Source organism: Azoarcus sp. KH32C (assembly GCF_000349945.1).
In the GTDB taxonomy this organism is placed as follows: domain Bacteria; phylum Pseudomonadota; class Gammaproteobacteria; order Burkholderiales; family Rhodocyclaceae; genus Aromatoleum.
Genome location: NC_020516.1, coordinates 883,854 through 906,537 on the forward strand (window position 1 = coordinate 883,854; position 22,684 = coordinate 906,537).

General features: G+C 65.1%; 20 protein-coding genes and 2 tRNA genes. 18 read left to right on the forward strand and 4 right to left on the reverse strand.

All coding sequences use genetic code 11. From position 1 onward, the window contains the following. The first annotated feature begins 4 nt into the window (after nt 1-4). Nucleotides 5-1,315 carry an adenylosuccinate synthase gene (locus AZKH_RS04035; protein WP_015434464.1) on the forward strand — a complete coding sequence of 437 codons (1,311 nt, stop codon included), beginning with the start codon at nt 5-7 and terminating at the stop codon, nt 1,313-1,315. A 172-nt stretch (nt 1,316-1,487) separates the two neighbouring features. Here the strand turns inward: AZKH_RS04035 and AZKH_RS04040 are convergent. Both AZKH_RS04040 and AZKH_RS04045 read right to left on the reverse strand, forming a co-directional pair. Continuing rightward, nucleotides 1,488-1,572: transfer RNA gene (locus AZKH_RS04040), tRNA-Leu, on the reverse strand. Between the two features lie 174 nt (nt 1,573-1,746). Further along, a tRNA-Leu gene (locus AZKH_RS04045) sits at nt 1,747-1,831 on the reverse strand. A gap of 104 nt (nt 1,832-1,935) precedes the next feature. Between AZKH_RS04045 and rnr the strand changes: the two genes are divergently transcribed. The 12 genes from rnr (at nt 1,936) to AZKH_RS04100 (ending at nt 13,517) form a co-directional block, all read left to right on the forward strand. Then, nucleotides 1,936-4,401 (forward strand): ribonuclease R, encoded by a 2,466-nt coding sequence (gene rnr, locus AZKH_RS04050; RefSeq protein ID WP_015434465.1) that lies wholly within the window; start codon nt 1,936-1,938, stop codon nt 4,399-4,401. Between the two features lie 76 nt (nt 4,402-4,477). Next, a complete protein-coding gene (gene rlmB, locus AZKH_RS04055) occupies nt 4,478-5,200 on the forward strand; it encodes a 23S rRNA (guanosine(2251)-2'-O)-methyltransferase RlmB (protein WP_156822179.1) in 723 nt (240 codons plus the stop codon). A gap of 48 nt (nt 5,201-5,248) precedes the next feature. Beyond that, entirely contained in the window at nt 5,249-5,824 is a 576-nt protein-coding gene (locus AZKH_RS04060; RefSeq protein ID WP_015434467.1) for an ANTAR domain-containing response regulator, read from the forward strand. A gap of 257 nt (nt 5,825-6,081) precedes the next feature. Continuing rightward, entirely contained in the window at nt 6,082-6,156 is a 75-nt protein-coding gene (pqqA, locus tag AZKH_RS27955) for a pyrroloquinoline quinone precursor peptide PqqA (RefSeq protein ID WP_083903151.1), read from the forward strand. A gap of 48 nt (nt 6,157-6,204) precedes the next feature. After that, nucleotides 6,205-6,495, forward strand: a complete 291-nt coding sequence (gene pqqD / locus AZKH_RS04065; RefSeq protein ID WP_015434468.1) for a pyrroloquinoline quinone biosynthesis peptide chaperone PqqD — start codon at nt 6,205-6,207, stop codon at nt 6,493-6,495. Further along, nucleotides 6,464-7,621: a pyrroloquinoline quinone biosynthesis protein PqqE gene (gene pqqE, locus AZKH_RS04070; RefSeq protein ID WP_015434469.1), complete on the forward strand. Its 1,158-nt coding sequence runs from the start codon at nt 6,464-6,466 to the stop codon at nt 7,619-7,621. The genes pqqD and pqqE overlap by 32 nt, the downstream gene beginning before the upstream one ends. A 96-nt stretch (nt 7,622-7,717) precedes the next feature. Next, the gene (locus AZKH_RS04075; RefSeq protein WP_015434470.1) at nt 7,718-8,224 is read left to right on the forward strand and encodes a membrane protein; all 507 of its coding nucleotides are present in this window, start codon (nt 7,718-7,720) and stop codon (nt 8,222-8,224) included. Then, the gene (gene serC / locus AZKH_RS04080; RefSeq protein ID WP_015434471.1) at nt 8,202-9,320 is read left to right on the forward strand and encodes a 3-phosphoserine/phosphohydroxythreonine transaminase; all 1,119 of its coding nucleotides are present in this window, start codon (nt 8,202-8,204) and stop codon (nt 9,318-9,320) included. The genes AZKH_RS04075 and serC overlap by 23 nt, the downstream gene beginning before the upstream one ends. Nucleotides 9,321-9,340: 20 nt before the next feature. Continuing rightward, the gene (locus tag AZKH_RS04085; RefSeq protein ID WP_231874464.1) at nt 9,341-10,165 is read left to right on the forward strand and encodes a dihydroorotate dehydrogenase; all 825 of its coding nucleotides are present in this window, start codon (nt 9,341-9,343) and stop codon (nt 10,163-10,165) included. A 354-nt stretch (nt 10,166-10,519) separates the two neighbouring features. Further along, nucleotides 10,520-11,737: a CmpA/NrtA family ABC transporter substrate-binding protein gene (locus AZKH_RS04090; RefSeq protein WP_369795112.1), complete on the forward strand. Its 1,218-nt coding sequence runs from the start codon at nt 10,520-10,522 to the stop codon at nt 11,735-11,737. A gap of 16 nt (nt 11,738-11,753) precedes the next feature. Beyond that, on the forward strand, nt 11,754-12,707 hold the full coding sequence (ntrB, locus tag AZKH_RS04095) for a nitrate ABC transporter permease (RefSeq protein ID WP_015434474.1): 954 nt from the start codon (nt 11,754-11,756) through the stop codon (nt 12,705-12,707). A gap of 18 nt (nt 12,708-12,725) precedes the next feature. Further along, on the forward strand, nt 12,726-13,517 hold the full coding sequence (locus AZKH_RS04100) for an ABC transporter ATP-binding protein (RefSeq protein WP_015434475.1): 792 nt from the start codon (nt 12,726-12,728) through the stop codon (nt 13,515-13,517). 56 nt (nt 13,518-13,573) lie between these two features. On the opposite strand, the gene AZKH_RS26145 is transcribed toward AZKH_RS04100, so the two are convergent. Next, a complete protein-coding gene (locus tag AZKH_RS26145) occupies nt 13,574-15,214 on the reverse strand; it encodes a methyl-accepting chemotaxis protein (RefSeq protein ID WP_015434476.1) in 1,641 nt (546 codons plus the stop codon). A gap of 68 nt (nt 15,215-15,282) precedes the next feature. Beyond that, on the reverse strand, nt 15,283-15,744 hold the full coding sequence (locus AZKH_RS04110) for a cache domain-containing protein (RefSeq protein ID WP_041655889.1): 462 nt from the start codon (nt 15,742-15,744) through the stop codon (nt 15,283-15,285). Nucleotides 15,745-15,973: 229 nt separating this feature from the next. Here AZKH_RS04110 and AZKH_RS04115 point away from each other — a divergent pair, with 229 nt between their 5' ends. The 5 genes from AZKH_RS04115 (at nt 15,974) to AZKH_RS04135 (ending at nt 22,681) form a co-directional block, all read left to right on the forward strand. After that, nucleotides 15,974-17,338, forward strand: a complete 1,365-nt coding sequence (locus tag AZKH_RS04115) for a lectin-like protein (RefSeq protein WP_015434478.1) — start codon at nt 15,974-15,976, stop codon at nt 17,336-17,338. A gap of 503 nt (nt 17,339-17,841) precedes the next feature. Then, nucleotides 17,842-18,612, forward strand: coding sequence for a uroporphyrinogen-III C-methyltransferase (gene cobA / locus AZKH_RS04120; protein ID WP_015434479.1), 771 nt, complete (start codon nt 17,842-17,844; stop codon nt 18,610-18,612). Between the two features lie 11 nt (nt 18,613-18,623). After that, the gene (gene nirB / locus AZKH_RS04125) at nt 18,624-21,080 is read left to right on the forward strand and encodes a nitrite reductase large subunit NirB (protein ID WP_015434480.1); all 2,457 of its coding nucleotides are present in this window, start codon (nt 18,624-18,626) and stop codon (nt 21,078-21,080) included. 17 nt (nt 21,081-21,097) lie between these two features. Next, nucleotides 21,098-21,433: a nitrite reductase small subunit NirD gene (gene nirD, locus AZKH_RS04130; protein ID WP_015434481.1), complete on the forward strand. Its 336-nt coding sequence runs from the start codon at nt 21,098-21,100 to the stop codon at nt 21,431-21,433. 33 nt (nt 21,434-21,466) lie between these two features. Continuing rightward, nucleotides 21,467-22,681, forward strand: a complete 1,215-nt coding sequence (locus AZKH_RS04135) for a NarK/NasA family nitrate transporter (protein WP_015434482.1) — start codon at nt 21,467-21,469, stop codon at nt 22,679-22,681. The last annotated feature ends 3 nt before the right edge of the window (nt 22,682-22,684 follow it).

A 22,684-nucleotide genomic window follows, 5' to 3' on the forward strand; every position in this document is an offset into this window, starting at 1 on the left:
GTAAATGGCAAAGAACGTGGTGGTTGTCGGTACCCAGTGGGGCGACGAGGGCAAGGGCAAGATCGTTGACTGGCTGACGGATCACGCCAAGGGCGTGGTGCGTTTCCAGGGCGGTCACAACGCCGGCCATACGCTGGTGATCGGCGCCAACGAATACAAGCTGAACCTCGTGCCGTCCGGCATCGTGCGCGAAGGCGTGGCCTGCTACATCGGCAACGGCGTCGTGCTCGACACGCATCACCTGCTGTCGGAAATCCGCACGCTGGAAGCTGGCGGCATCAAGGTGCGCGAGCGCCTGCGCATCAGCCCGGGCTGCCCGCTGATCCTCGGCTACCACTCGGCGCTCGACCGCGCGCGCGAGGCCGCCAAGGCCGCTTGCGACAAGATCGGCACGACCGGTAAGGGCATCGGCCCGACCTACGAGGACAAGGTCGCCCGCCGTGCGCTGCGCGTCTATGACCTTTTCGATAAAGAGCGTTTCGCCGAGAAGCTGCGCGCGAACCTCGAATACCACAATTTCGTGCTGACCCAGCACTTGGGCGCCGAGGCGGTCGAGTTCCAGCCGGTGTTCGACCAGGCGATGGCCGACGCCGATGAGATCCGCCCGATGGTCGCCGATGTGTCGGCCGAGCTGTACGCCGTGAATAAGTCCGGCGGCAGCCTGCTGTTCGAAGGCGCGCAAGGTACGCTGCTCGACATCGACCATGGCACTTATCCCTTCGTGACCTCCAGCAACTGCGTTGCCGGTCAGGCTGCGGCGGGGTCGGGCGTCGGTCCGGGCCGTCTGCACTACGTGCTGGGCATCACCAAGGCCTACTGCACGCGCGTTGGCGGCGGTCCCTTCCCGACCGAGCTGGACATCGAGACCGCCGGCGTGCCGGGCTACCAGATGTCGACCAAGGGCCGCGAATTCGGCACCGTCACGGGGCGCAAGCGCCGCTGCGGCTGGCTGGACCTCGCTGCGCTCAAGCGTTCGATCATCATCAACGGCGTGACGGGCCTGTGCATCACCAAGCTCGACGTGCTCGATGGGCTGACCGAGCTCAAGCTCTGCACCGGCTACATGCTCGACGGTCAGCGCGTCGACCTGCTGCCGATGGGTTCGGAGGAAGTCACGCGCTGCGAGCCGATCTACGAGACGATGGCGGGCTGGAGCGGCACGACCTTCGGTGCGCAGAGCTGGGACGCGCTGCCGCAGGAGGCGCGTGCCTACCTGCATCGCATCGAGGAAATCATCGAGGTTCCGATCGACGTCATTTCGACCGGTCCGGAACGCGATGAAACGATCCTGCGCCGTCACCCGTTCGGAGCCTGAGCGCGCTTGAACGAATTCGCCATCACCGCCCGCCAGCAGGATTCGGCCCGAGTGCCGGGCTGCGGGTGGGGCGGCGTGTGGCGTCTGATGCCCGCTTGCCGCTCGGGTTTGTTGGCGCAGCGGGCGCTACAAAAAGAAAAAGCCGGTCGATTGACCGGCTTTCCTTTTGTTTTGGTGCCCAGAAGAGGACTCGAACCTCCACGCCTCGCAGCGCTAGTACCTGAAACTAGTGCGTCTACCAATTCCGCCATCTGGGCAAGAGCGCGCATTATAGCGATGCTCGAGCTTTTCGCAAAGGGTCTTTTTGCACTATCGGCAATCCCGCAATGTATCGTCGGCGTGGCCTTGTGTGACGGTGTATCGAGGGCGAGGCTGTGCGCCGCGTGTGGACAACAAAAAAGCCGACGCTATGGTCGGCTTTTCCGTGAAACTGGTGCCCAGAAGAGGACTCGAACCTCCACGCCTCGCGGCGCTAGTACCTGAAACTAGTGCGTCTACCAATTCCGCCATCTGGGCAAGAGCCGCGCATTATAAGCCCTCATTAGAGAATGTCAATGACTGAAAAAACAAAAAATACAAAACCGAAGGTCGCGAAGAATTCGAAGCGGCCGGCCGAAGCCATGCCGAGCCCTATCCGTCGGGCCGATCCGTTCTATGAACGCGAAGCCGCCGAATACGAAAACCCGCTGCCGAGTCGCGAGTACATCGAGCAGACGCTCGCCGAACACGGCGTGCCGCTAAGCTTCGGGGAGTTGTGCGCGGCGCTCGATGTGGCTGAAAACGAGGCGGGACTCTTCGAGCGACGCCTGCGCGCGATGCAGCGCGACGGCCAGCTGTTGCGCAACCGGCGTGATGCCTATCTGCTGCCCGACAAGGCGGACCTGATCCGCGGGCGGGTGCAGGGCCATGCCGACGGCTTCGGCTTCCTGATCCGCGACGACGGTAAGCCCGATGTCTTCCTCGGCCCCCGCGAGATGCGGGAGGTGCTGCACGGCGACCGCGTGATCGCGCGCATCACGGGCGTCGACCGGCGCGGCCGGCCGGAAGGAAAGGTCGTCGAAATCCTGGAGCGCGCCAACACGCGCATCGTCGGGCGTGTGCGCGACCAGCACGGGGTGCTGGTGGTGGTGCCGGAAGACCGCCGCATCCCGCAGGACGTCCTCGTGGTGCCGGGCGGGAAGAAGGCGACGCCGGGGCAGGTCGTGACCGTCGAACTGGTCGAGCAGCCGACCAAGTTCGTGCAGCCCGCCGGGCGGGTGATCGAGGTGCTCGGCAACTACGCCGATCCGGGAATGGAGATCGAGATCGCGCTGCGCAAGCACGAACTGCCTTTCGAGTTCTCGCCCGAGGCGAAGGCCGACACGCGAAAATTGCCGCTTAAGGTGCGCAAGATGGACTGGGCCGGGCGCGAGGACATCACGAAATTGCCGCTGGTGACGATCGACGGCGAGACGGCGAAGGATTTCGACGACGCGGTGTATTGCGAGCGCCAGGGGCGCGGCTATCGGTTGATCGTCGCGATCGCCGATGTGTCGCATTACGTGCAGCCGGGCAGTGCGCTCGACAGCGGTGCCTACGATCGCGGCAATTCGGTGTACTTCCCGCGTCGCGTGATCCCGATGCTGCCGGAAAAGCTCAGCAACGGCTTGTGCTCGCTCAACCCGCAGGTCGAGCGCCTGTGCATGGTGTGCGACATGTCCCTGTCGATGACCGGCGCGATCAAGGCCTATCGTTTCTACCCGGCGGTGATGTTCTCGCACGCGCGCCTGACCTATACGCAGGTCGCGGCGGCGCTGTACGACAAGGACCCCGCGGCGGTCGAGACGGTTGGCGCCTTGCTGCCCAACCTCGAGAATCTCGACAGGCTCTTCCGCGTGCTGCTGAAGGCACGCGCAAAACGGGGCGCGATCGACTTCGAGACGACCGAAACGCGCATGATTTTCGACGAGGGCGGCAAGATCGAGCGCATCGTGCCGGAGGTGCGCAATGACGCGCATCGCCTGATCGAGGAGTGCATGCTGGCGGCGAACGTCTGCGCGTCCGACTTCCTGCAATCGCGCGAGCATCCGGCGCTGTATCGCGTGCACGAGGGGCCGACGCCGGAGAAGCTCGAAAAGCTGCGCGGTTTTCTCGCCGAGTTCGGGCTGGGCGTTGGCGGCGGTGACGATCCGAAGGCGGGCGATTATGCGAAGCTGCTCGACAAGGTCAAGGACCGGCCGGATGCGCAGCTACTGCAGACGGTAATGCTGCGTTCCTTGCGCCAAGCCGTATACAGCCCGGAAAACGTCGGCCACTTCGGCCTCGCCTACGAGGCCTACACGCACTTCACCTCGCCAATCCGGCGCTACCCGGACCTGCTGGTGCATCGCGCGATCAAGGCGGTGCTCGCCGGCGAGCGTTACGAGGCGGGTAACTGGGAGGAGATCGGACTGCACTGCTCGGCGACCGAGCGTCGCGCGGACGATGCGACTCGCGACGTCGTGGCGTGGCTGAAGTGCTACTACATGCAGGACAAGGTCGGAGAGGAATTTTCCGGCAGCGTGTCGGCAGTGGTACCCTTCGGCCTCTTCGTCGCCCTCGACGACATCTTTATCGAGGGGCTGGTCCACATTTCGGAACTCGGCAGCGACTATTTCCACTACGACGAGACGCGCCACGAGCTGGCCGGCGAGCGCACCAGCGTCCGTCACCGCCTCTCCGACCGCGTGCGGGTGCAGGTCGTGCGCGTCGATCTGGAAACGTCGAAGATCGATTTCCGCCTGATCGAAGGCGCGGAGCGGCCGACCGAGCGCGTCGGCAAGACGGGACGCGATCGCACCCGCAAGGCCGAGTCGGTGGCGATGTCGCCGACGGAGGCGAGCGTCGAGTCGCCCTTGCAGAAGGTGGCGGCCGTCGCACAAGCGGCGATGAGCAGTGCCCTGGATATGGGCGGCGACGGCGCGGGGAAGAAGTCCGGTGCGAAGAAATCCGCGCCGGCAGGCAAGCGCGCGAAGGCGGCCGAAGGGGGCAAGGCCCCCAGGAAGGCTGCGGGCGTGCAAAAGGACAAACCGGAAGCATCAAGGAAGAAAGGCAAGAGCCGTGGCTGAAAAATCATCGGGCCGTTCCCGTCCGCAGGACGCGAGCAAGACGCAGGATTCTCCGGGCGGGCGAGCCGACTCGCGGCTGATCTACGGATTTCATGCGGTGTTGGGCAAGCTGCGCCGTGACCCGGAAGGGGTGTTCGAACTCTACCTGTCGGCGAGCCGCACCGACGCGCGCGCGAAGGATGTCGTTCGCTTGGCCGAATCGCAGCAGGTGCGGCTGATCCAGGCCGAGGCCGACCGCCTCGACGGCATGGTCGGCACGCGCCGCCATCAGGGCGTGGTTGCACGAGTCGACGCGCGCAATCGCGACATCAAGCTCGCGGACGTGCTCGATTCGCTGGAGGAGAACGCGCTGATCCTCGTGCTCGACGGCGTGCAGGATCCGCACAATCTGGGCGCCTGTCTGCGCGTGGCGGACGCCGCGGGCGTGCATGCGGTGGTCGCGCCGAAGGATCGCGCGGTGGGCCTCAACGCGACGGCGGTGAAGGTCGCGAGCGGGGCGGCGGATTCGGTGCCCTACATCACCGTGACGAACCTCGCCCGCGCGTTGCGCGAGATGCAGGAGGCCGGCATCTGGGTGGTCGGCGCGGCCGGCGAGGCCGAGAAGTCGCTCTACGAGATCGACCAGAAGGGGCCGGTCGCGTGGGTGCTGGGCGCCGAAGGCGACGGTCTGCGGCGCCTGACGCGCGAGACCTGCGACGAACTCGCGAGCATTCCGATGCTCGGCACGGTCGAAAGCCTGAACGTCTCGGTCGCGAGCGGCATCTGTCTTTTTGAGGCGCGGCGTCAACGCGGCGTCTGAGTGAATTCTTCGCACCAGGGGCGGTGCGGTTTTTGCTAGGCTTGAAGCATGCTCCGCGTACTCGTCATCGATGAATCCCGTAGCCGTGCGGCAGAAATCTGCGCCGGCCTCGCACTCGCCGGCCATCAGGTGGCCGCGGTGCTGGCCTCGTCCGCCGATCTGACGGCGCAGATCGAGGCCATCCGGCCCGACGTGATCCTGATCGAAACCGACTCTCCGTCGCGCGACACCCTGGAGAACCTCGCGGTGATGAACGCGGCGATGCCGCGCCCGGTGATCATCTTCGCGCAGGAAGGCGATCAGGACACGATCCGCGCCGCGGTCAAGGCGGGCGTGTCGACCTACGTCGTCGACGGGCTGGATCCCCAGCGGCTCAAGCCTGTGATCGACGTGGCGGTGGCGAGTTTCGAGGAGCACCAGTCGGTGCGCGCGGAACTCGCGGCAGCGACGAAGAAGCTCTCTGAGCGCAAGCTGATCGAGCGCGCGAAAGGCCTCTTGATGAAATCCCGCGGCATGGGGGAGGAGGAAGCCTACGCCGCGCTGCGTAAGCTCGCGATGGAGCGGGCGAAGCCGATGGCGGCGGTCGCGCAGGATCTTCTCGACATGGCGAAGTACCTCCTCTGACGATGCGCCGGTGCGCCGCGATGGTGCACCGCTTCATTTTCCGGCACCGCAACGGTGCGAATCCGCCGCGCCTTGATCCGTATCAAAAGCGCCGATTCGCGGCGAAAATCATGATTTTCCCGACCCTCGTTCCATGATTGCCGCGAGGAAAGCCTCCTGATTCTCGGGTTTCTGCCGCACGGGCAGGGCTGCGATGATGGCTGCGGATCGGTCGTCCGGCCGGTCCGCTCAATCACCGCCAAACGAGGAGGCACCCCATGCAGTGGATCGATCCCGCCTATTGCGACATCCGTCTTGGTTTCGAAGTGACGGCCTACGTCTACGTGCGCTGACGTTCCGGGGCGGCCCCGTGCCGCCCCTGTCGCGAAGGAGTGTTCCGCATGAACGAGACGAGTCTACTCACTGCCGAGGACCGCTTCGGCCTCAATCCGATGTACCTCTTCCGTTGGGAGCCGACCCAGGACGCTCATGTCCTGCTCTACCCCGAAGGCATCGTGAAGTTGAATCGGACGGCGGCCGAAATCATCGAGCACTGCGACGGTCGCAGCGTGGCCGATATCGTGGCGGCGCTGCAAGCGCGCTATCCGGGCGACGACGATCGTGTCGCTGGGGGCGTCTACAAGTTTCTGGAGGTGTTCCGTGCCAAAGGATGGATCCGTCGTCAGGCTTGACGGGCAGGGCAAGCCGCTGTGGCTGGTGCTCGAGCTAACCTACGAGTGCCCGCTGAAGTGTCCGTGGTGCAGCAATCCGGTCGACTACGCGCGCCGCAAGGGCGAGGAGCTGTCGACCGACGAATGGAAGCGCGTGTTGCGCGAAGGACGCGAACTGGGCGCCTTGCAGCTCGGTTTCACCGGCGGCGAACCGCTGCTGCGAGACGACCTCGAGGAACTGGTCGCGGAGGCGAATGCGCTCGGCTACTACACGAACCTGATCACGTCGGGCGTGGGATTGACCGAAGCGCGCCTCGTGAAACTGAAGGAGGCGGGCCTGAAGCAGATCCAGCTGTCGCTGCAGTCGAGCGAGCGCGAGCTGACCGACCGTCTCGTCGGCGCGCGCGTGTTCGACCTGAAGCTGCAGGTCGCGCGCATGATCAAAGCCCACGGCTTTCCGATGGTGCTCAACGTGCCGGTGTTCCGTCACAACATCGGTCAGGTCGCCGAGATCCTCGATCTTGCGGCGGACATCGGCGTCGATTACCTCGAGTTCGCGAACATCCAGTACTACAACTGGGCGCTGCTGAACCGTGACGAGTTGCTGCCGACGCGGGGGCAGATCGAGGCGGCCGAGCGCGCGGTGCAGGCGGCGCGCGAGCATCTGGGCGACCGCATGACGATCTATTTCGTGATCCCCGACTACTACGAGGGGCGGCCGAAGGCATGCATGAACGGCTGGGGGGCGATCCACTTGACGATAGGCCCGGACGGCGCGGCAATGCCCTGCCAGGAAGCCCGCGCGATCGCAGGGCTCGACTTCCCGACGGTGCGCGAGAAGAGCCTCGCGTGGCTGTGGAACGATTCGCCGACCTTCCGCAAGTTTCGCGGCGACGAATGGATGCGCGAACCCTGCCGCTCGTGCAGCGAGAAGGAGACCGACTTCGGCGGTTGCCGCTGCCAGGCTTTCCTGCTCACCGGCGACGCCGCGAACACGGATCCGGCCTGTGCTCGTTCTCCGCACCACCACCTGATCGGCGATGCGGTCGCTCGTGCGCATGCGCCGGGGCGCACCGTCGTGCCGCTCGTGATGCGCACCGAAGGCAACGCGCGGCTGCAGCGGATCGGAGCGGGCGATCATGCTTAGGCTGCTCGATTCCTCGATGGTCACGGTGCTGCTCGGCGTCGCGCTGACGGCGGCACTCGTCGGCCTGCTGCGGCTGGCCGCCTGAAGGAGTTCGTCATGGAAGGCATGCTGTTCGAAGTCGTCGCGCGCTGGCTGCATTTTCTCGGCGCGCTGGTGTGGATCGGGCACAACTACGCGACGGCCGTGACGCGACCCCGTTATGTGCCGCTCTCCGCGGCCGATCTCTCGGACCCGGAAAGTCCGCGCCAGCGCGCACTGATGCAGCGCGAGCACGGCACCTTCCGCTATGCGTCGCTGCTGACCTGGGGCAGCGGTGCGCTGATCCTGGGGCACCGTGGCTGGCTGGGCGATGCGCTAAGCCTGCACGGGTCGCTCGCACCGCTCGGCCTGGGAATGTGGATCGCGACGCTGATGGTGTGCAACCTGTGGTTCGTGCTGTGGCCGCATCAGAAGCGGGTGCTGGGCTTCGTGCCGGCGCCGATCGACGAGCGGCTGCGTGCGTCGCGCGTGACTTTCCTGTCCGCGCGGGTGAACACGATGCTGTCGATCCCGGTGCTGTTCTTGATGGGAGCCGGCACGCATGGCGTCGCGCTCTTCGGTTGACGCGGTCGCGACGCTGCGAAGCGAACCGGGTTTCAGCTTCTCCGCGGCAGCGGGCCCCTTGCCGCCCGAGGTCGCAGGCGATGTCGCGGAGGCTTGCCGTCCCGGGGCGGCGTCGATCCTGAGCCTGCCCTTCACGTCGCCGGCCTTTCGGCGTTTGCAGGAAGAGACCGAGGCCTGTCTGCGCCGGCTGCTCGGCATCCCGGACCGCTTTCGCGTGCTCTTCCTCGCGGGCGGCGCGAGTGCGCAGTTCGCGGTGGTGCCGCTGAACCTTCTGGGCACGAAGGGGCGGGCGACCTACGTTGATAGCGGTTGCTGGTCGCGCCGCGCAATCGCCGAGGCGAGGCGCTACGCGGAGGTTTCGATTGCGGCGTGCGCGCTCGGGGGCGTTCCGGATGCCGCGGAGTGGCAGGTCGACCGGCGCGCCGCCTATTGCCACATCACGAGCAACGAAACGGCGGACGGTCTCCAGTTTCACGACTTCCCCGCCTTGGCCGTGCCGCTCGTTGCGGACATGACTTCGGACTTTCTGACGCGGCCGCTGGACTTCACGCGCTTGTCGCTGGTTTATGCGGGCACGCAGAAGACGATCGGCACGCCCGGCCTGACGGTGGTGATCGTCGACGACCGCCTGCTGCATCAGGCGCGCGCCGAAACCCCGCGCGTGATGGACTATACGCAGCAGGCCGCGGCCGAATCGCGGCTATGCACGCCGCCCGTGTTCCCGATTTTTGTCGCCCACCGCATGCTGCACTGGATCGAGGCGCGGGGAGGCGTGGCCGCGATGGCCCGCGCCGCGCAAAGGCGCAGCGACGCCGTGTACGCCGCGCTCGCGGAAGGCGAGGGGACGTTCGAGATCCCCATCGAGCGAGGGCACCGCTCGCTCATCAATCCCTGCTTCCGCCTCGCGGACGAGCCGCAGACCGCGTTGTTCCTGCATGCGGCCGAATCGGTCGGCTTGCGCGACCTGCGCGGACACCCCGAGGTCGGCGGGCTGCGCGTGAGCCTCTACAACGGGATCGCCGACAGCGCGGTCGATGCGCTCGTCGGCTTCCTGCTCGCCTTCGCCCGGCGGCGAGGCTGCGTTAGCGGAACTTGATGCCGATGGGTGCGCCGGCGATGACGCCACGTGCGCTTCGCACCCGCTGGGCCATGGCGCGCCTGCCGCGTATCGCGCGACGAATCGATGATGGCAGCGGGGAATTCGCGGATCGAAAAGCCTCTGTCTTCACGATGGGACTGAGTTTTCCCTCACCGATCGGCCTCGCCGCGGGCTTCGACCGGCGCGGTCGTCTGCTCGATTGCGCGCACCGCCTCGGCCTCGGCGCGGTGGAAATCGGCACGCTCGCCGTCGCGGACGGCTTGCCGTTTCTGTCGCGACCGATCGCAGGGGGCGTGCGCTGCGGCGTGAGCATTGGCAAGCCACGGCATGTGGCCTGGGATGCGGCAGAAGAAGCCTACTTGCGGGCGTTGCGGGCCCTTCACGCCGCCGCCGACTATCTGACGCTCAACCCGGGACGCGACTGTCCGTCGCCGGCGCGCTTCGCCGAGGTGGCAACGGCGGCGGCGCAACTGCGCGACCGACTCGCGCGCCATCGTCTGCGGCCGCTTCCGCTGGTCGCCAAGTTGCCAGCGCACTGGCTCGGCGGCGACGCCGCTCACATCGTCGACGTCGCGGACGCTTTCGTCGCCGCGGGCGTGGATGGTCTGCTCGTATCGGCCGAAGGGCTGGACGCGCGGCGCAATGCCTGCGCAATCCTCCACATGGTTTCGGAGGCCGTTGGTCCTGGCGTTTGCGTGATCAGCGTCGGCGGGATCGACTCGGTCGCCGAGGTCCAGGCGCGGCTTGCTGCCGGGGCGACCCTCGTGCAAGTCCATCGGGCACTGCTCGCCCGCGATTCCTCGCTGCTTCGGGCGCTGCGACGCCCCATCCCCACCCTTTGACGCGCACAAACTGGTGCGCCATGGAAGTCTTGTGCACTGCAATAGTGCGATCTGCGGGCGCCGCCTGTCGGCGTCCGAATGTTCCAAGATTCTTTGAAACCCGCGTCGTTCAATGGTTTCGGACCGGTCATACACTCCTGGCACGCCATCTGCTATGAAGGCTTGAGTCGAATCAACGGCGGTTCGACAGCAGATTGACCGGTTCCAATGCGGGGACCGTGCAAGCTACGGACAACGGCGTCCATCCCTGCAGGAACCCTTCTGCAGGCGGTGTGCGCCGTTTTTGTTTTTCTGGCCTGCAGGGAGATGAAAATGAGTGCGTTCGATGACAATGGTGTCACGCGGCGGGAGTTCATGCGGCGGACGATGGTGCTTTCAGGAGCAGCAATGATGGGGTCTGCAGGATTGGGCGTGAGCGGCGGCGCGTGGGCAGCGGGATCGGACGCACCGGAGAAGAAGGAAATCCGCGTGGGATTCATCCCGCTGACGGATTGCTCCTCAGTCGTGATGGCCGCAGTGCAGAAGTTCGACGAAAAGTACGGCATCAAGATCATCCCGAGCAAGGAAGCGAGCTGGGCCGCCGTGCGCGACAAGCTCGTGTCCGGCGAACTCGACGCAGCCCACGTTCTGTACGGCCTCGTGTATGGCGTGCATCTCGGCATCGGCGGGCCGAAGAAGGACATGGCCGTGCTGATGACGCTGAACAACAACGGCCAGGCCATCACGCTCGCGAACAAACTCAAAGACCAGGGCGTCACCGACGGCGCGAGCCTGAAGAAGCTGATCACGTCGAAGCCCGGCGAATACACCTTCGCGCAGACTTTCCCGACCGGCACCCACGCGATGTGGCTGTATTACTGGCTCGCGGCGAACGGCATCAATCCGCTGAAGGACGTCAAGGTCATCACCGTGCCGCCGCCGCAGATGGTCGCCAACATGCGCGTCGGCAACATGGACGGCTTCTGCGTCGGCGAGCCGTGGAACAACCGCGCGATCATGGACAAGATCGGCTTTACGGCCGTGACGACCCAGGACATCTGGACCGATCACCCGGAAAAGGTGCTCGGCACGACGGCCGACTGGGTTTCGAAGAACCCGAACAGCGCCCGTGCGCTGACCGCGGCGATTCTCGAAGCCGGCCGCTGGATCGACGCGTCGCTCGCGAACCGGCGGACGACCGCCGAGACGGTGGCGCAGAAGTCCTACGTCAATACCGACATGGACGTGATCCTCGAGCGCATGCTCGGCCGCTATTCGAATGGCCTGGGCAAGAGCTGGGACGACCCGAACTACATGAAGTTCTTCAACGACGGCGCGGTGAACTTCCCCTATCTCAGCGACGGCATGTGGTTCCTGACGCAGCACCGCCGCTGGGGCCTGCTCGACAAGGATGTCGACTACCTCGCCATCGCGAAGCAGATCAACCGCATCGACATCTACAAGCAGGCGGCGACCGCGGCAGGCGTGTCGCTGCCGAAGAGCGACATGCGTACCCACAAGATGATCGACGGCGTCGTGTTCGACGGCAAGGATCCGGCGAAGTACGCCGGTGCCTTCAAGATCAAGGCGTAAGCGGGAGGGCGGGGCGATGAGTGCGACAGCGACGATCGATGGGCCGGCGATGGCCGGCGCCGAGGTGGCGGCAACGAAGGTGGTGGACCTGAAGGCGGCGCGAGCCGGCGCAGGCAAGGGGGAGGTCATGGAGGCGGTGGCGGAAGCGAAGGCGGCGGACATACCGGTCGTCCGGCGCAAGGGCAATGGTGCGGCGTGGTTGCGCGCGATCGCCGGGGTGGTGCTACCGCCGATTGCCGGCCTCGCGCTGATGGTCGGGCTGTGGTACCTCGCGACGCTGAAGGGGGGCGGCATTCCCGGTCCGGTGCAGACCTGGGACGCGGCGGTGAAGATCTTCTCCGATCCCTTCTACCGGGCCGGTCCCAACGACCAGGGCATCGGCTGGAACGTGCTGTCCTCGCTGCAGCGGGTCGCGATCGGATTCGGCATTGCCGCGCTGGTGGGTATCCCCGCGGGCTTCATGCTGGGGCGTTTCGCGGTGTTGGCGAAGATGATGAACCCGATTATCAGCCTGCTGCGCCCGGTGTCGCCGCTCGCGTGGCTGCCGATCGGCCTGCTGGTGTTCCAGCGCGCCGACCCGGCCGCGACCTGGACGATCTTCATCTGCTCGATCTGGCCGATGATCCTCAACACTGCGCAGGGCGTCACGCGCGTGCCGCAGGACTACCTGAACGTCGCGCGGGTGTTGAACCTGTCGGAGTGGAAGATCTTCACGAAGATCCTCTTCCCGGCGGTGCTGCCCTACATGCTGACCGGTATTCGGCTCTCGATCGGCACGGCGTGGCTCGTGATCGTCGCGGCGGAAATGCTCACCGGCGGCGTCGGCATCGGTTTCTGGGTGTGGGACGAGTGGAACAACCTCAAGGTCGAGCACATCATCATCGCGATCTTCGTGATCGGGACGGTCGGTCTGATTCTGGAACAGGCGCTGATGCTGGCGGCGCGTCGCTTCAACTACGAAAACCGCTGAGCGGTGGAGGAGACCATCATGAAGAAGATCGTACAGATCGAGAACGTCGGCCAGACCTTCAACACGAAGAATGGCCCCTTCACCGCACTGCGGGGGATCAACCTTGACATCTACGAAGGCGAGAGCATCAGCCTGATCGGGCACTCGGGCTGCGGCAAGTCGACGCTGCTGAACCTGATCGCCGGGCTGACGCTACCGACCTCCGGCGTGATGCTGTGCGACCAGCGCGAGATCGCCGGGCCTGGTCCGGAGCGTGCGGTCGTGTTCCAGAACCACTCGCTGCTGCCCTGGCTGACCTGCTACGACAACGTCTATCTCGCCGTCGATCGCGTGTTCGGCGCGAAGGAGGGCAAGGCGAAGTTGAAGCAGCGCACGCAGGACGCGCTCGCGCTGGTCGGCCTGTCGCACGCCGAGACGAAGTTCCCGCACGAGATCTCGGGCGGCATGAAGCAGCGCGTCGGCATCGCCCGCGCGCTGTCGATGGAGCCGAGGATTCTCCTGATGGACGAGCCTTTCGGCGCGCTCGACGCGCTGACGCGTGCGATGCTGCAGGACGAGTTGGTGAAGATCCTGGCGGCGACGAAGGCGACGATGGTGATGGTGACCCACGACGTGGATGAGGCGGTGCTCTTGTCCGATCGCGTGGTGATGCTGACCAACGGCCCGGCGGCGATGATCGGCGAGATTCTGGAAGTGAAGCTCGAGCGGCCGCGCGACCGGCTGGCGCTTGCCGAACAGCCCGAGTTCGCGCGCTACCGCTCTGCGATCATGGACTTCCTGTACAAGAAGCAGCTGAAGCACGCGGCCTGAGGCCGCTCGGAAGTTCCGCTTCGCGCCGGTCGAGGTCTGACCGGCGCGAAGCGTGTTCACACTCGAAAGCGTTGTACGGCGCCGAGGAGATCGGCTGACAGGCCTTCGAGTTCGCGCGCCGCGGTCGAGGCCTGCTCGCTCGACCCCCTATTGTCTTCGGCCATTTCGGCGATGCGTTCGATGTAGCCGGCGATCGCGAGACTGCTTTGCTGCTGCTGCGACAAGGTGTCGGCGATCTGGTCTACGCCTTGGTCGGTTTGGTTGACCGATCGGTGAGCCAGTTCGAGAACGCCGGTCACGTTCGTCAGATGCTGCTGGCTGGACTGCAAGGCGCCGGCGCCGGCCAGCATGGATCGCTGGACATCCCCGGACTGCAGGCTCAAGGCCTGGGTGACGGATTCGATTTCCCCGGCCGTGGCGCTCGATTTTTCGGCAAGCTTGCGCACCTCGTCGGCGACTACGGCGAATCCGCGCCCCTGTTCGCCGGCGCGGGCAGCCTCGATGGCGGCGTTCAAGGCGAGCAGGTTCGTCTGGTCGGCGATTTCCTTGACGACCTGGGTCATGCGGTTGATCGACTGGGCGCTGGCGACGAATTCGTCGATCGCACCGCTCATCGAGTCCACCAACCGGCTGACGGTGCCCATTTCCCGTTGCAGGTCCGTGACGCTCGAGGTTCCTCGCCGGGTGTGCTCGAGGCTCGTGCTGGAAATGCCGCGCAGGGATTCCGTGCTGGCGTTGATCTGCTCGGCACTTGCCGACAGCTGTTCGATCGCGGCCGCCGTCTGCATCGCCGCGTCGCTCTGTTGCACCGAGCTTTCCGCCACCTTGCCGGCCGTCGCAGTCAGCTGTGTCGCTGCGGTCGACACTTGGCTGGCATGCCCGTGCACCTTGCCCAGCGTTTGCTGCAGCGTGCCGATCAGGTTGTTGAAGGCCCGGGCCGTGCGGCCGATCTCGTCGTTGCCCAGCACCGCGACACGACGCGTGAGATCGCCGTTGCCCAGATCGATCGCGGCAGACTCGATCGCGCGAATCGCATTTCGCATCAGGCTCGTCATCAAGGCCGTTAGCAAGGTCGCGACGATCCCCGCCAGCGTGAGCGCCGCGACGAACACGGTTTGGCTGCGGGTGAAGCTTTCCGCAGTTTGCTCATATTGCTGCCGCGCAAGCGTCTTCTCGTGCTCGACCAGTTTCCCGAGGTCGGCGTTGGTCCGGTCGAAGACCTTGCTCGCCCCATCCATGTAGATCGCCGAAAAGGCCGCGTCGGTATCGGCCATGTCCAGTGCGTCCTTGGCCGACTTGGCGTATTCCGCCAGATCCGTGTTGGTGCTCGCCAGCATGCTGCTTTCTTCGCTCGTCAGACGCGGGAAAGCGGCGAGCGCCTTGCCGTCGGCCACGACCTTGTCGAGCCGCGTCGCCAGCTCCTGCGCCTGTTGCTTCAAGGCGCTTGCCCCGTCCTTGTGGTTCGCCCAGGCGATGACCCGGTAGATCGCGCCGTGAGTCGTCGCCAACTCGTTGCCGAGCGCCGCCACGGCCTCGTAGGTCGCAAAGCGCTCGGTCACAAGGCTCGCCATCGCGAGTTTCTGGTCGCGCAGTGCCGTATAGCCGGTCACGAAAACGACGATCATGAAGGCGATCGTGACGACGGGGGCAAGGGCGGTTTTGACCGTGATCGGAAGGTCAAGAACGAGGCGTCTCATGGTTCTACCCCACAAAAAAAGGCGCGTCCGCCATGCGATCGCGCCCTTGGTCTATGAAGGATATCGCGTCAGTTCTTGTAGATGCCGCAGCCGATGATCGCTTCCATGCCGGGGACCCGGGTCACGTAGGTGGTCTTGTTCTCGATCTTCTTGGATTCCGGGTTGGACCACTGGTAGTCGATCCAGCCGGCGCCCTTGGCCTTCACGAGATCGACGAACTCGCGCACGACGAATTTGCCGTCCGGCGACTTGATGTCCCACAGGTTCTTGCCGTTCATCTTCGGGTTCGAGCCCAGGACGAGGTTGTTGCCCTGGAAATCGTAGACGAGGATGTAGAGTTCGCCCTTCACCCAGGGGCCGGCCGGATCGTTGAATGCCTTGAAGGCCTGCTCGACGCCGACCTGCTTGACGTGCGCGACGGCCTTGTCGACCAGCGCCTTGGCGTCGTCCGGAGTGGCCGATGCGTGGGATGCGGAGGCGAACACGAGGGCGGTGGCGACAAGGGCAAACAGTTTCCGCAGAAAGTACATGGCGATGCTCCTGGTTGATTTGCTCATCATGCTAATTATCCTTGTGGTAAATGCCAATAGTATTGTTCGCCTAGCACATGTAATGGGGCTCGGCATCAAGGGATACGATCACGGTCGTGCTCGGCGGCATCCGAGCACGACCGGCACGTCGGTCCCGCATGGGCGTTGAGTGACGGGGGGATGATATGCAGGTAATCTCGCCCACCAGCCCGTTTTGGAGAGGACCGCGATGGCGACCCATTTTTATTACAACGGTCATACCTACGAGATCGAGACGGCCCCGATGACTTGGGATGCCGCGGCAGCAAACGCGGCGTCTCTGGCATGGGGGGACGATTTCTCCGGTGTTTCGATGACGTCCTACTTGGCAATCGTCGATTCGGCCGCTGAAAATGCCGCCATCCTGAAGAACATCAAGGCCTCTGTCCCGCACGGGGCGACGCTTGCCGCCGACGGCGGCGGAGCCGACTATCTTTGGCTCGGTGCGTCGGACAGCGTTACCGAGGGAACTTGGCAATGGACGAACGGCACTCCCGTGTCCGCAGGCTTTCAGAACTGGGGCTCGGGAACGCTGGGCAGCGAGCCGGACAACTTCAACGGCAACCAGGATTTTCTCGCGATGGGCGTGGGCAAGTGGCCTGCACCCAGCGGCGGGATCGGAATTGCCGGCCAGTGGAACGATCTGTCGGGGTCCAATACCTTGTGGTCCGTCATCGAGTGGGATGGGCTCATCGGCACAGCGGGCGCCGACAAGCTGACCGGAACGGCAGGCAATGACGTCATCGACGGCGATGCCGGAAACGACAATATCAAGGCCGGCGACGGGGACGACAGGGTCTTCGCGGGCGACGGTAACGATAAGGTCGATGCCGGCAACGGCGACAACTGGGTGATCGCGGAAACAGGCAGCACCGATTCCGATGACGGAAACGACAATTTCAAGGCTGGCAGCGGAGACGATTTCCTTGCCGCGGGCACAGGCGACGACAAGATCATTGCCGGCGATGGCGACAATACAGTGATCGGCGGGTCGGGTAACGACATCATCACGACAGGCGCGGGCAACGACATCATCGACGTGGATGGTTATTACACTGAGGACGGTGTCGCCTCGGAAGGCAACGACGTCATCAAGACCGGCGCCGGTGACGACTTCATCGTGCTCGGTGCGGGATACGACAAGGTATGGGGTGGAACCGGGAACGACGTCTTCGTCTTCACCGATATCCCGTCCGCGACCAGCACGACCGTTCAAAACCGTGATGGCACGACCAGCACGGTCGTCTTGGCGCACCGGATCAACGATTTCGACGCAGGCGGAAACGGCGTTGCTGTCGACCACCTAGCATTCGATTCGACGATCTTTGACGCATTCGAGAATGGCATCAGCGCGACGAACTTCATCAAGGGCTCGGGCCTGACCGGTGCGAGTGCGAACGAGACCGGCGTGGACGACTTCCTGATCTTCGATACCTCGTCCGGCAAGCTGTATTACGACGCCGACGGCAACCAGTCGGATTCGCAGCCCGTCCTGATGGCGATCATCAAGGGCAATACCGCCGATTTCGACTTCGGCGACATCACGATCATCTGAAGCCGCCCCCGACGGGGCCTCTCCGCCGTGGAGGGGCGCGTCGCCGGGGCGCCGGTTCCGTATCTGCTACGGATACCGACGTGCCTTCCGCCATTTCTTGAGCTGACGTCGCGCCTCGCGAATCCCGCATTTGGGATTCGCGAGCGCTCGGTCCAGTGGCATTTCCTTTGTCCTCTGCGTGCCGTTCGGCTAGGCGCAGACCGCCATGTTGTGGTGCAGCATTGCGTTTGATGCACTGAAATGGTGCCCTTCATCGGGGGCTCGGTCTTGTGACATCCGCAGTCAATAAAAATATATCGTTTAAAAATCAATGTTTTGATCGATAAATCGGGTGTTGGCACCCATTTTGCTCTAGGAAGTCCGTAAGCCGGAGCAACGAGGCTCCGGCGGGAAGTGCTTGATGCAGAGCATGCGGACAACGGCGTCCGTCGTTTCAGGGGAGGAATCCATCCTTGGAATGACGCGACGCCGTTTTTTTTCGCCTTTCGGAGTGGAGATCGATCATGGCCAAGGTGTTTCTCGTTGGTGCCGGCCCCGGAGCTGCAGACCTGCTGACGCTGCGCGCCGCCCGCGCCATCGCTGAGGCCGATGTGCTGCTGGCCGATGCGCTGGTGACGGACGAAGTGCTGGCGCTGGCGAAGCCCGCCGCACGCGTGCTGCGCGTCGGCAAGCGCGCGGGGATGAAGTCCGCCGCGCAGGAATTCATCCATCGCGCGATGGCGCGCTATGCACGGCGCGGGCTGACCGTGGCGCGGGTGAAGGGGGGCGACCCCTTCGTCTTCGGGCGCGGCGGTGAGGAGATGGATTACCTGCGCGCGCTCGGCATCGAAGTCGAAGTGATCCACGGCCTGACTGCGGGCGTCGCGGTGACCGGCGCGGCCGGCATCCCCGTGACGCATCGCGCGCACTGTTTCGGCGTGACGATGGTGACCGGCCACACCGAAGACGGCACCGAACCCGACTGGTCCGCGCTCGCGAAAAGCGGCACGACCCTCGTGATCTACATGGGCCTCGGCGCACTTCCGCGCATCGTCGAAAGCCTCGCCGCGGGCGGCCTGTCGCGTGCCACACCGGCGGCCGTGATCGCCCACGGCACGCTGCCGACGCAGCAGCAGGTGGTCGGCACGCTCGCCGACATCGCCGATCGCGCCCGTGAAGCGGCGTTGCCTGCGCCCGCCCTGATCGTCATCGGCGACGTCGCGGCCTACGCCGAAAACCGCCTTGCCCTGTCCTCTTCCGAATCCTCCCCCGAATTCGTATCCCGCGCTGCCTGAAGGAGCCCGCCATGAAAAAACAGAAACTCGTGATGATCGGTAACGGCATGGCCGGCTGCCGCACGCTCGAAGAGCTGCTGAAGCTTTCCCCGGATCTGTACGAGATCACCGTGTTCGGCGCCGAGCCGCACGGCAACTACAACCGCATCCTGCTGTCGCCGGTGCTCGCCGGCGAGATGACGCTGCCGGAGATCATGCTCAACGATCTCGATTGGTACCGCGACAACGACATCACGCTGCATGCCGGCAAGATGGTCACGAAGATCGACCGCACGAAGCGCAAGGTCATTGCGTCCGACGGCACCGAGGCCGACTACGACCGCCTGCTGATCGCGACCGGTTCGACCCCGTTCATTCCTCCGATCCCCGGCGCGGACCTGCCGGGCGTGCTGGCCTATCGCGACATCGGCGACACCGAGGCGATGATCGACGCTTCGACGCAATACAAGCACGCGGTGGTGATCGGTGCCGGCCTGCTGGGCCTGGAAGCGGCAAACGGCCTGATGCTGCGCGGCATGAGCGTCACCGTGGTGCATCTGGCCGACTGGATCATGGAGCGCCAGCTCGACAAGCCGGCGGCCGACATGTTGCAGGCCTCGCTCGAAGCGAAGGGCATGAACTTCCTGCTGTCGAAGCAGACCGAGGCGCTGGTCCGCGGCGAGAGCGGCCGCGTGAGCGCGGTGCGCTTCAAGGACGGGATGGAGATTCCGGCGGATCTCGTCGTCGTCGCCGCCGGCATCCGCCCGAACTACGCGCTGGCGGAGTCGGCCGGCATCTACTGCGGCACGGGGCGCGTGCGTGGCATCCACGTCTCGGACACGCTGCAGACGGTGACCGACCCGCGCGTCTACGCGGTCGGCGAGTGCGTCGCGCACCGCGGCATCGCCTATGGCCTGGTCGCGCCGCTCTTCGAGCAGGGCAAGGTGGCGGCGAACCACCTCGCGAACTTCGGCATCGGCCGTTACGAAGGTTCGGTGACCTCGACCAAGCTGAAGGTCACCGGCATCGACGTGTTCTCTGCGGGCGATTTCACCGGCGGCCCGGACACCGAGGACATCGTGCTGCACGACAAGCAGGGCGGCGTCTACAAGCGCATTGTGATCAAGAACAACCGCATCATCGGTTCCGTGCTATACGGCGACACCGCGGACGGCACCTGGTATTTCCAGCTGATGAAGGATCAGCAGGACATCCACGAGATCCGCGACCACCTGATGTTTGGCCAGAACCACCTGGGCGACGCGGGCCACAAGGGCGAGAACAAGGCGGCCTCGATGGCTGACACCGCCGAGGTCTGCGGCTGCAACGGCGTGTGCAAGGGCACGATCGTCAAGGCGATCAAGGAGAAGGGCCTCTTCACCGTCGATGAGGTGAAGAAGCATACGAAGGCGGCGTCCTCCTGCGGCTCTTGCACGGGCCTCGTCGAGCAGATCCTTGCTTCGACCGTCGGCGGTGCCTACCAGGCCGTCTCGGCGCACGACAAGCCGGTGTGCGGCTGCACCGAGTTGTCGCACGGCGACGTGCGCAAGGCGATCCGCGATCACAAGCTGCTGTCGATCCCCGACGCGATGGAAACGCTGTCGTGGAAGACGCCCAATGGCTGCTCGACCTGCCGCCCGGCGCTGAACTACTACCTGATCTCGACCTGGCCGCACGAGGCGAAGGACGATCCGCAGAGCCGCTTCATCAACGAGCGCGCGCACGCGAACATCCAGAAGGACGGCACCTACTCCGTCATCCCGCAGATGCTGGGTGGGGTGACGACGCCGGCGGAGTTGAAGCGCATCGCCGAGGTCGCCGAGAAGTACAACGTGCCGACCGTGAAGGTCACCGGCGGCCAGCGCATCGACCTGCTGGGCATCAAGAAGGAGGACCTGCCGCACGTGTGGAAGGACCTCGGCATGCCTTCGGGCCACGCCTACGGCAAGAGCATCCGCACGGTGAAGACCTGCGTCGGCGCCGAGCACTGCCGCTTCGGCACGCAGCGTTCGATGTCGATGGGCATCGACCTCGAGAAGATGCTGTTCGGCATGTGGAGCCCGCACAAGGTGAAGCTCGCGGTCTCGGGCTGCCCGCGCAACTGCGCCGAGGCCGGCATCAAGGACGTCGGCGTGATCGGCGTCGATTCGGGCTGGGAGCTGTATGTCGCGGGCAACGGGGGCATCAAGACCGAGGTCGCGCAGTTCCTGTGCAAGGTCGCGACGCGCGAGGAGGTCATGGAGTACTCCGGCGCCTTCCTGCAGCTCTATCGCGAAGAGGGCTACTACCTCGAGCGCACCGTGCATTACATCGAGCGCGTGGGCCTGGAGCATGTGAAGAAGCACGTGCTGGAGAACGCGGAGAACCGCAAGGCGCTGTACGAGCGGCTGCTCTTCGCGCTGCAGGATGCGAAGGATCCGTGGGCCGAGCGCTATGCCGCCGATGCCGCACCCGCCGTGCGCCGCGAATTCGAAATCCTCGAAGTCTGAAATCCGGGAGCTATCTCATGAGCACCATCGAAATCAACGTCGAAGCCGGCTGGAAGGAAATCTGCGCCGTCGAAGACATCCCCGTGCTCGGCTCGCGCGTCGTGAAGGCGGCGCGCGGCGGCGATATCGCGATCTTCCGCAACGCGGAGAACGAAATCTTCGCGCTGCACGACAAGTGCCCGCACAAGCAGGGCCCGCTGTCGCAGGGCATCGTGCATGGGCGTCAGGTCACGTGCCCGCTGCACAGCTGGAAGATCGAGCTGAAATCCGGCGAGGCGGTCGCGCCGGATGTCGGCTGCACCAAATCCTTCGAGGTGAAGGTCGAGGGCGGCAAGGTCCTGCTCAAGGTCTGAGCCTGCCCGAACCCACAGAGAGACGAGAACGATATGGACAAGCAATCCTTCCTGAAAGCAGGCCACCCCCCGACGCTGCTGGCGGCCTTCCTGTATTTCGACCTGGCCTTCATGGTGTGGGTCATCCTCGGGCCGCTGGGCGTGCAGATCGCCAAGGACCTGGGCCTGGACCACGCGCAGAAGGGCATGATGGTCGCGGTGCCGGTGCTGGCCGGGGCGATCCTGCGTATCTTCATGGGCGTGCTCGTCGATCACCTGAAGCCGAAGATGGCCGGTGCGATCGGGCAGGTGATCGTCATCTGCGCGCTCGCTGTCGCGTGGAAGTTCGGCATCCACAGCTATGAGCAGACGCTGCTGCTGGGCGTGTTCCTGGGCTTCGCCGGCGCGGCTTTCGCGGTGGCGCTGCCGCTCGCGTCGCGCTGGTATCCGCCGGAGCATCAGGGTACGGCGCTTGGGATCGCAGGGGCCGGCAACTCGGGCACCGCGCTCGCCGCGCTGTTTGGGCCGGGACTCGCGATGGCCTACGGCTGGACCAATGTGTTCGGCCTCGCGCTGATTCCGCTGATCGTGGTGTTCGCGTTCTACCTCGTCGTCGCGAAGGATGCGCCGGAGTGCCCGCCCGCCAAGCCGCTGGCTGAGTACTTCAAGGTGCTGAAGGACAAGGACGCGTGGTGGTTCATGTTCTTCTATTCGGTGACCTTCGGCGGCTTCGTCGGCCTGGCGTCCTCGCTGACGATCTACTTCAATACGCAGTACGGGCTCGATGCGAAGATGGCGGGTTATTTCACCGCGGCCTGCGTGTTTGCCGGCTCGCTGGTGCGTCCGATCGGCGGCCGTGTCGCGGACCGCGTCGGCGGCATCAAGAGTCTGTCGGTGATGTACGTGTTCGCGGCGATGTTCCTCGCGATCGTCAGCGTCGGGCTGCCGGAGGCGTGGATGGCGCTGGGCGTGTTCGTGCTCGCGATGCTGTCGCTCGGCATGGGTAACGGCGCTGTGTTCCAGCTCGTGCCCCAGCGCTTCCGCAAGGAGATCGGCGTGATGACGGGCCTCGTGGGCATGGCGGGCGGTGTCGGCGGCTTCTACCTCGCGTCCTCGCTGGGCTACGCGAAGCAGGCGACTGGCAGCTACCAGGCGGGCTTCATGATCTTCGCCGGACTCGCCCTGGCGGCGCTGATCGGGCTGACCTCGGTGAAGACCCGCTGGCGCACGACTTGGGGTGCGGCGCACCTCACGTCGGCGCGGATCTGACGC

Excerpts from the sequence above, each read along its gene's own strand:
- AZKH_RS04035 (WP_015434464.1), top strand. The coding sequence starts at position 5 with ATGGCAAAGAACGTGGTGGTTGTCGGTACCCAGTGGGGCGACGAGGGC.
- AZKH_RS04060 (WP_015434467.1), top strand. The coding sequence starts at position 5,249 with ATGCTCCGCGTACTCGTCATCGATGAATCCCGTAGCCGTGCGGCAGAA.
- pqqD (WP_015434468.1), top strand. The coding sequence starts at position 6,205 with ATGAACGAGACGAGTCTACTCACTGCCGAGGACCGCTTCGGCCTCAAT.
- AZKH_RS04085 (WP_231874464.1), top strand. The coding sequence starts at position 9,341 with ATGACGCCACGTGCGCTTCGCACCCGCTGGGCCATGGCGCGCCTGCCG.
- AZKH_RS04115 (WP_015434478.1), top strand. The coding sequence starts at position 15,974 with ATGGCGACCCATTTTTATTACAACGGTCATACCTACGAGATCGAGACG.
- AZKH_RS04090 (WP_369795112.1), top strand. The coding sequence starts at position 10,520 with ATGCGGCGGACGATGGTGCTTTCAGGAGCAGCAATGATGGGGTCTGCA.
- cobA (WP_015434479.1), top strand. The coding sequence starts at position 17,842 with ATGGCCAAGGTGTTTCTCGTTGGTGCCGGCCCCGGAGCTGCAGACCTG.
- AZKH_RS04100 (WP_015434475.1), top strand. The coding sequence starts at position 12,726 with ATGAAGAAGATCGTACAGATCGAGAACGTCGGCCAGACCTTCAACACG.
- nirD (WP_015434481.1), top strand. The coding sequence starts at position 21,098 with ATGAGCACCATCGAAATCAACGTCGAAGCCGGCTGGAAGGAAATCTGC.
- AZKH_RS04075 (WP_015434470.1), top strand. The coding sequence starts at position 7,718 with ATGGAAGGCATGCTGTTCGAAGTCGTCGCGCGCTGGCTGCATTTTCTC.
- AZKH_RS04110 (WP_041655889.1), bottom strand. The coding sequence starts at position 15,744 with ATGTACTTTCTGCGGAAACTGTTTGCCCTTGTCGCCACCGCCCTCGTG.
- serC (WP_015434471.1), top strand. The coding sequence starts at position 8,202 with ATGGCGTCGCGCTCTTCGGTTGACGCGGTCGCGACGCTGCGAAGCGAA.
- AZKH_RS04135 (WP_015434482.1), top strand. The coding sequence starts at position 21,467 with ATGGACAAGCAATCCTTCCTGAAAGCAGGCCACCCCCCGACGCTGCTG.
- ntrB (WP_015434474.1), top strand. The coding sequence starts at position 11,754 with ATGAGTGCGACAGCGACGATCGATGGGCCGGCGATGGCCGGCGCCGAG.
- rnr (WP_015434465.1), top strand. The coding sequence starts at position 1,936 with ATGCCGAGCCCTATCCGTCGGGCCGATCCGTTCTATGAACGCGAAGCC.
- nirB (WP_015434480.1), top strand. The coding sequence starts at position 18,624 with ATGAAAAAACAGAAACTCGTGATGATCGGTAACGGCATGGCCGGCTGC.
- AZKH_RS26145 (WP_015434476.1), bottom strand. The coding sequence starts at position 15,214 with ATGAGACGCCTCGTTCTTGACCTTCCGATCACGGTCAAAACCGCCCTT.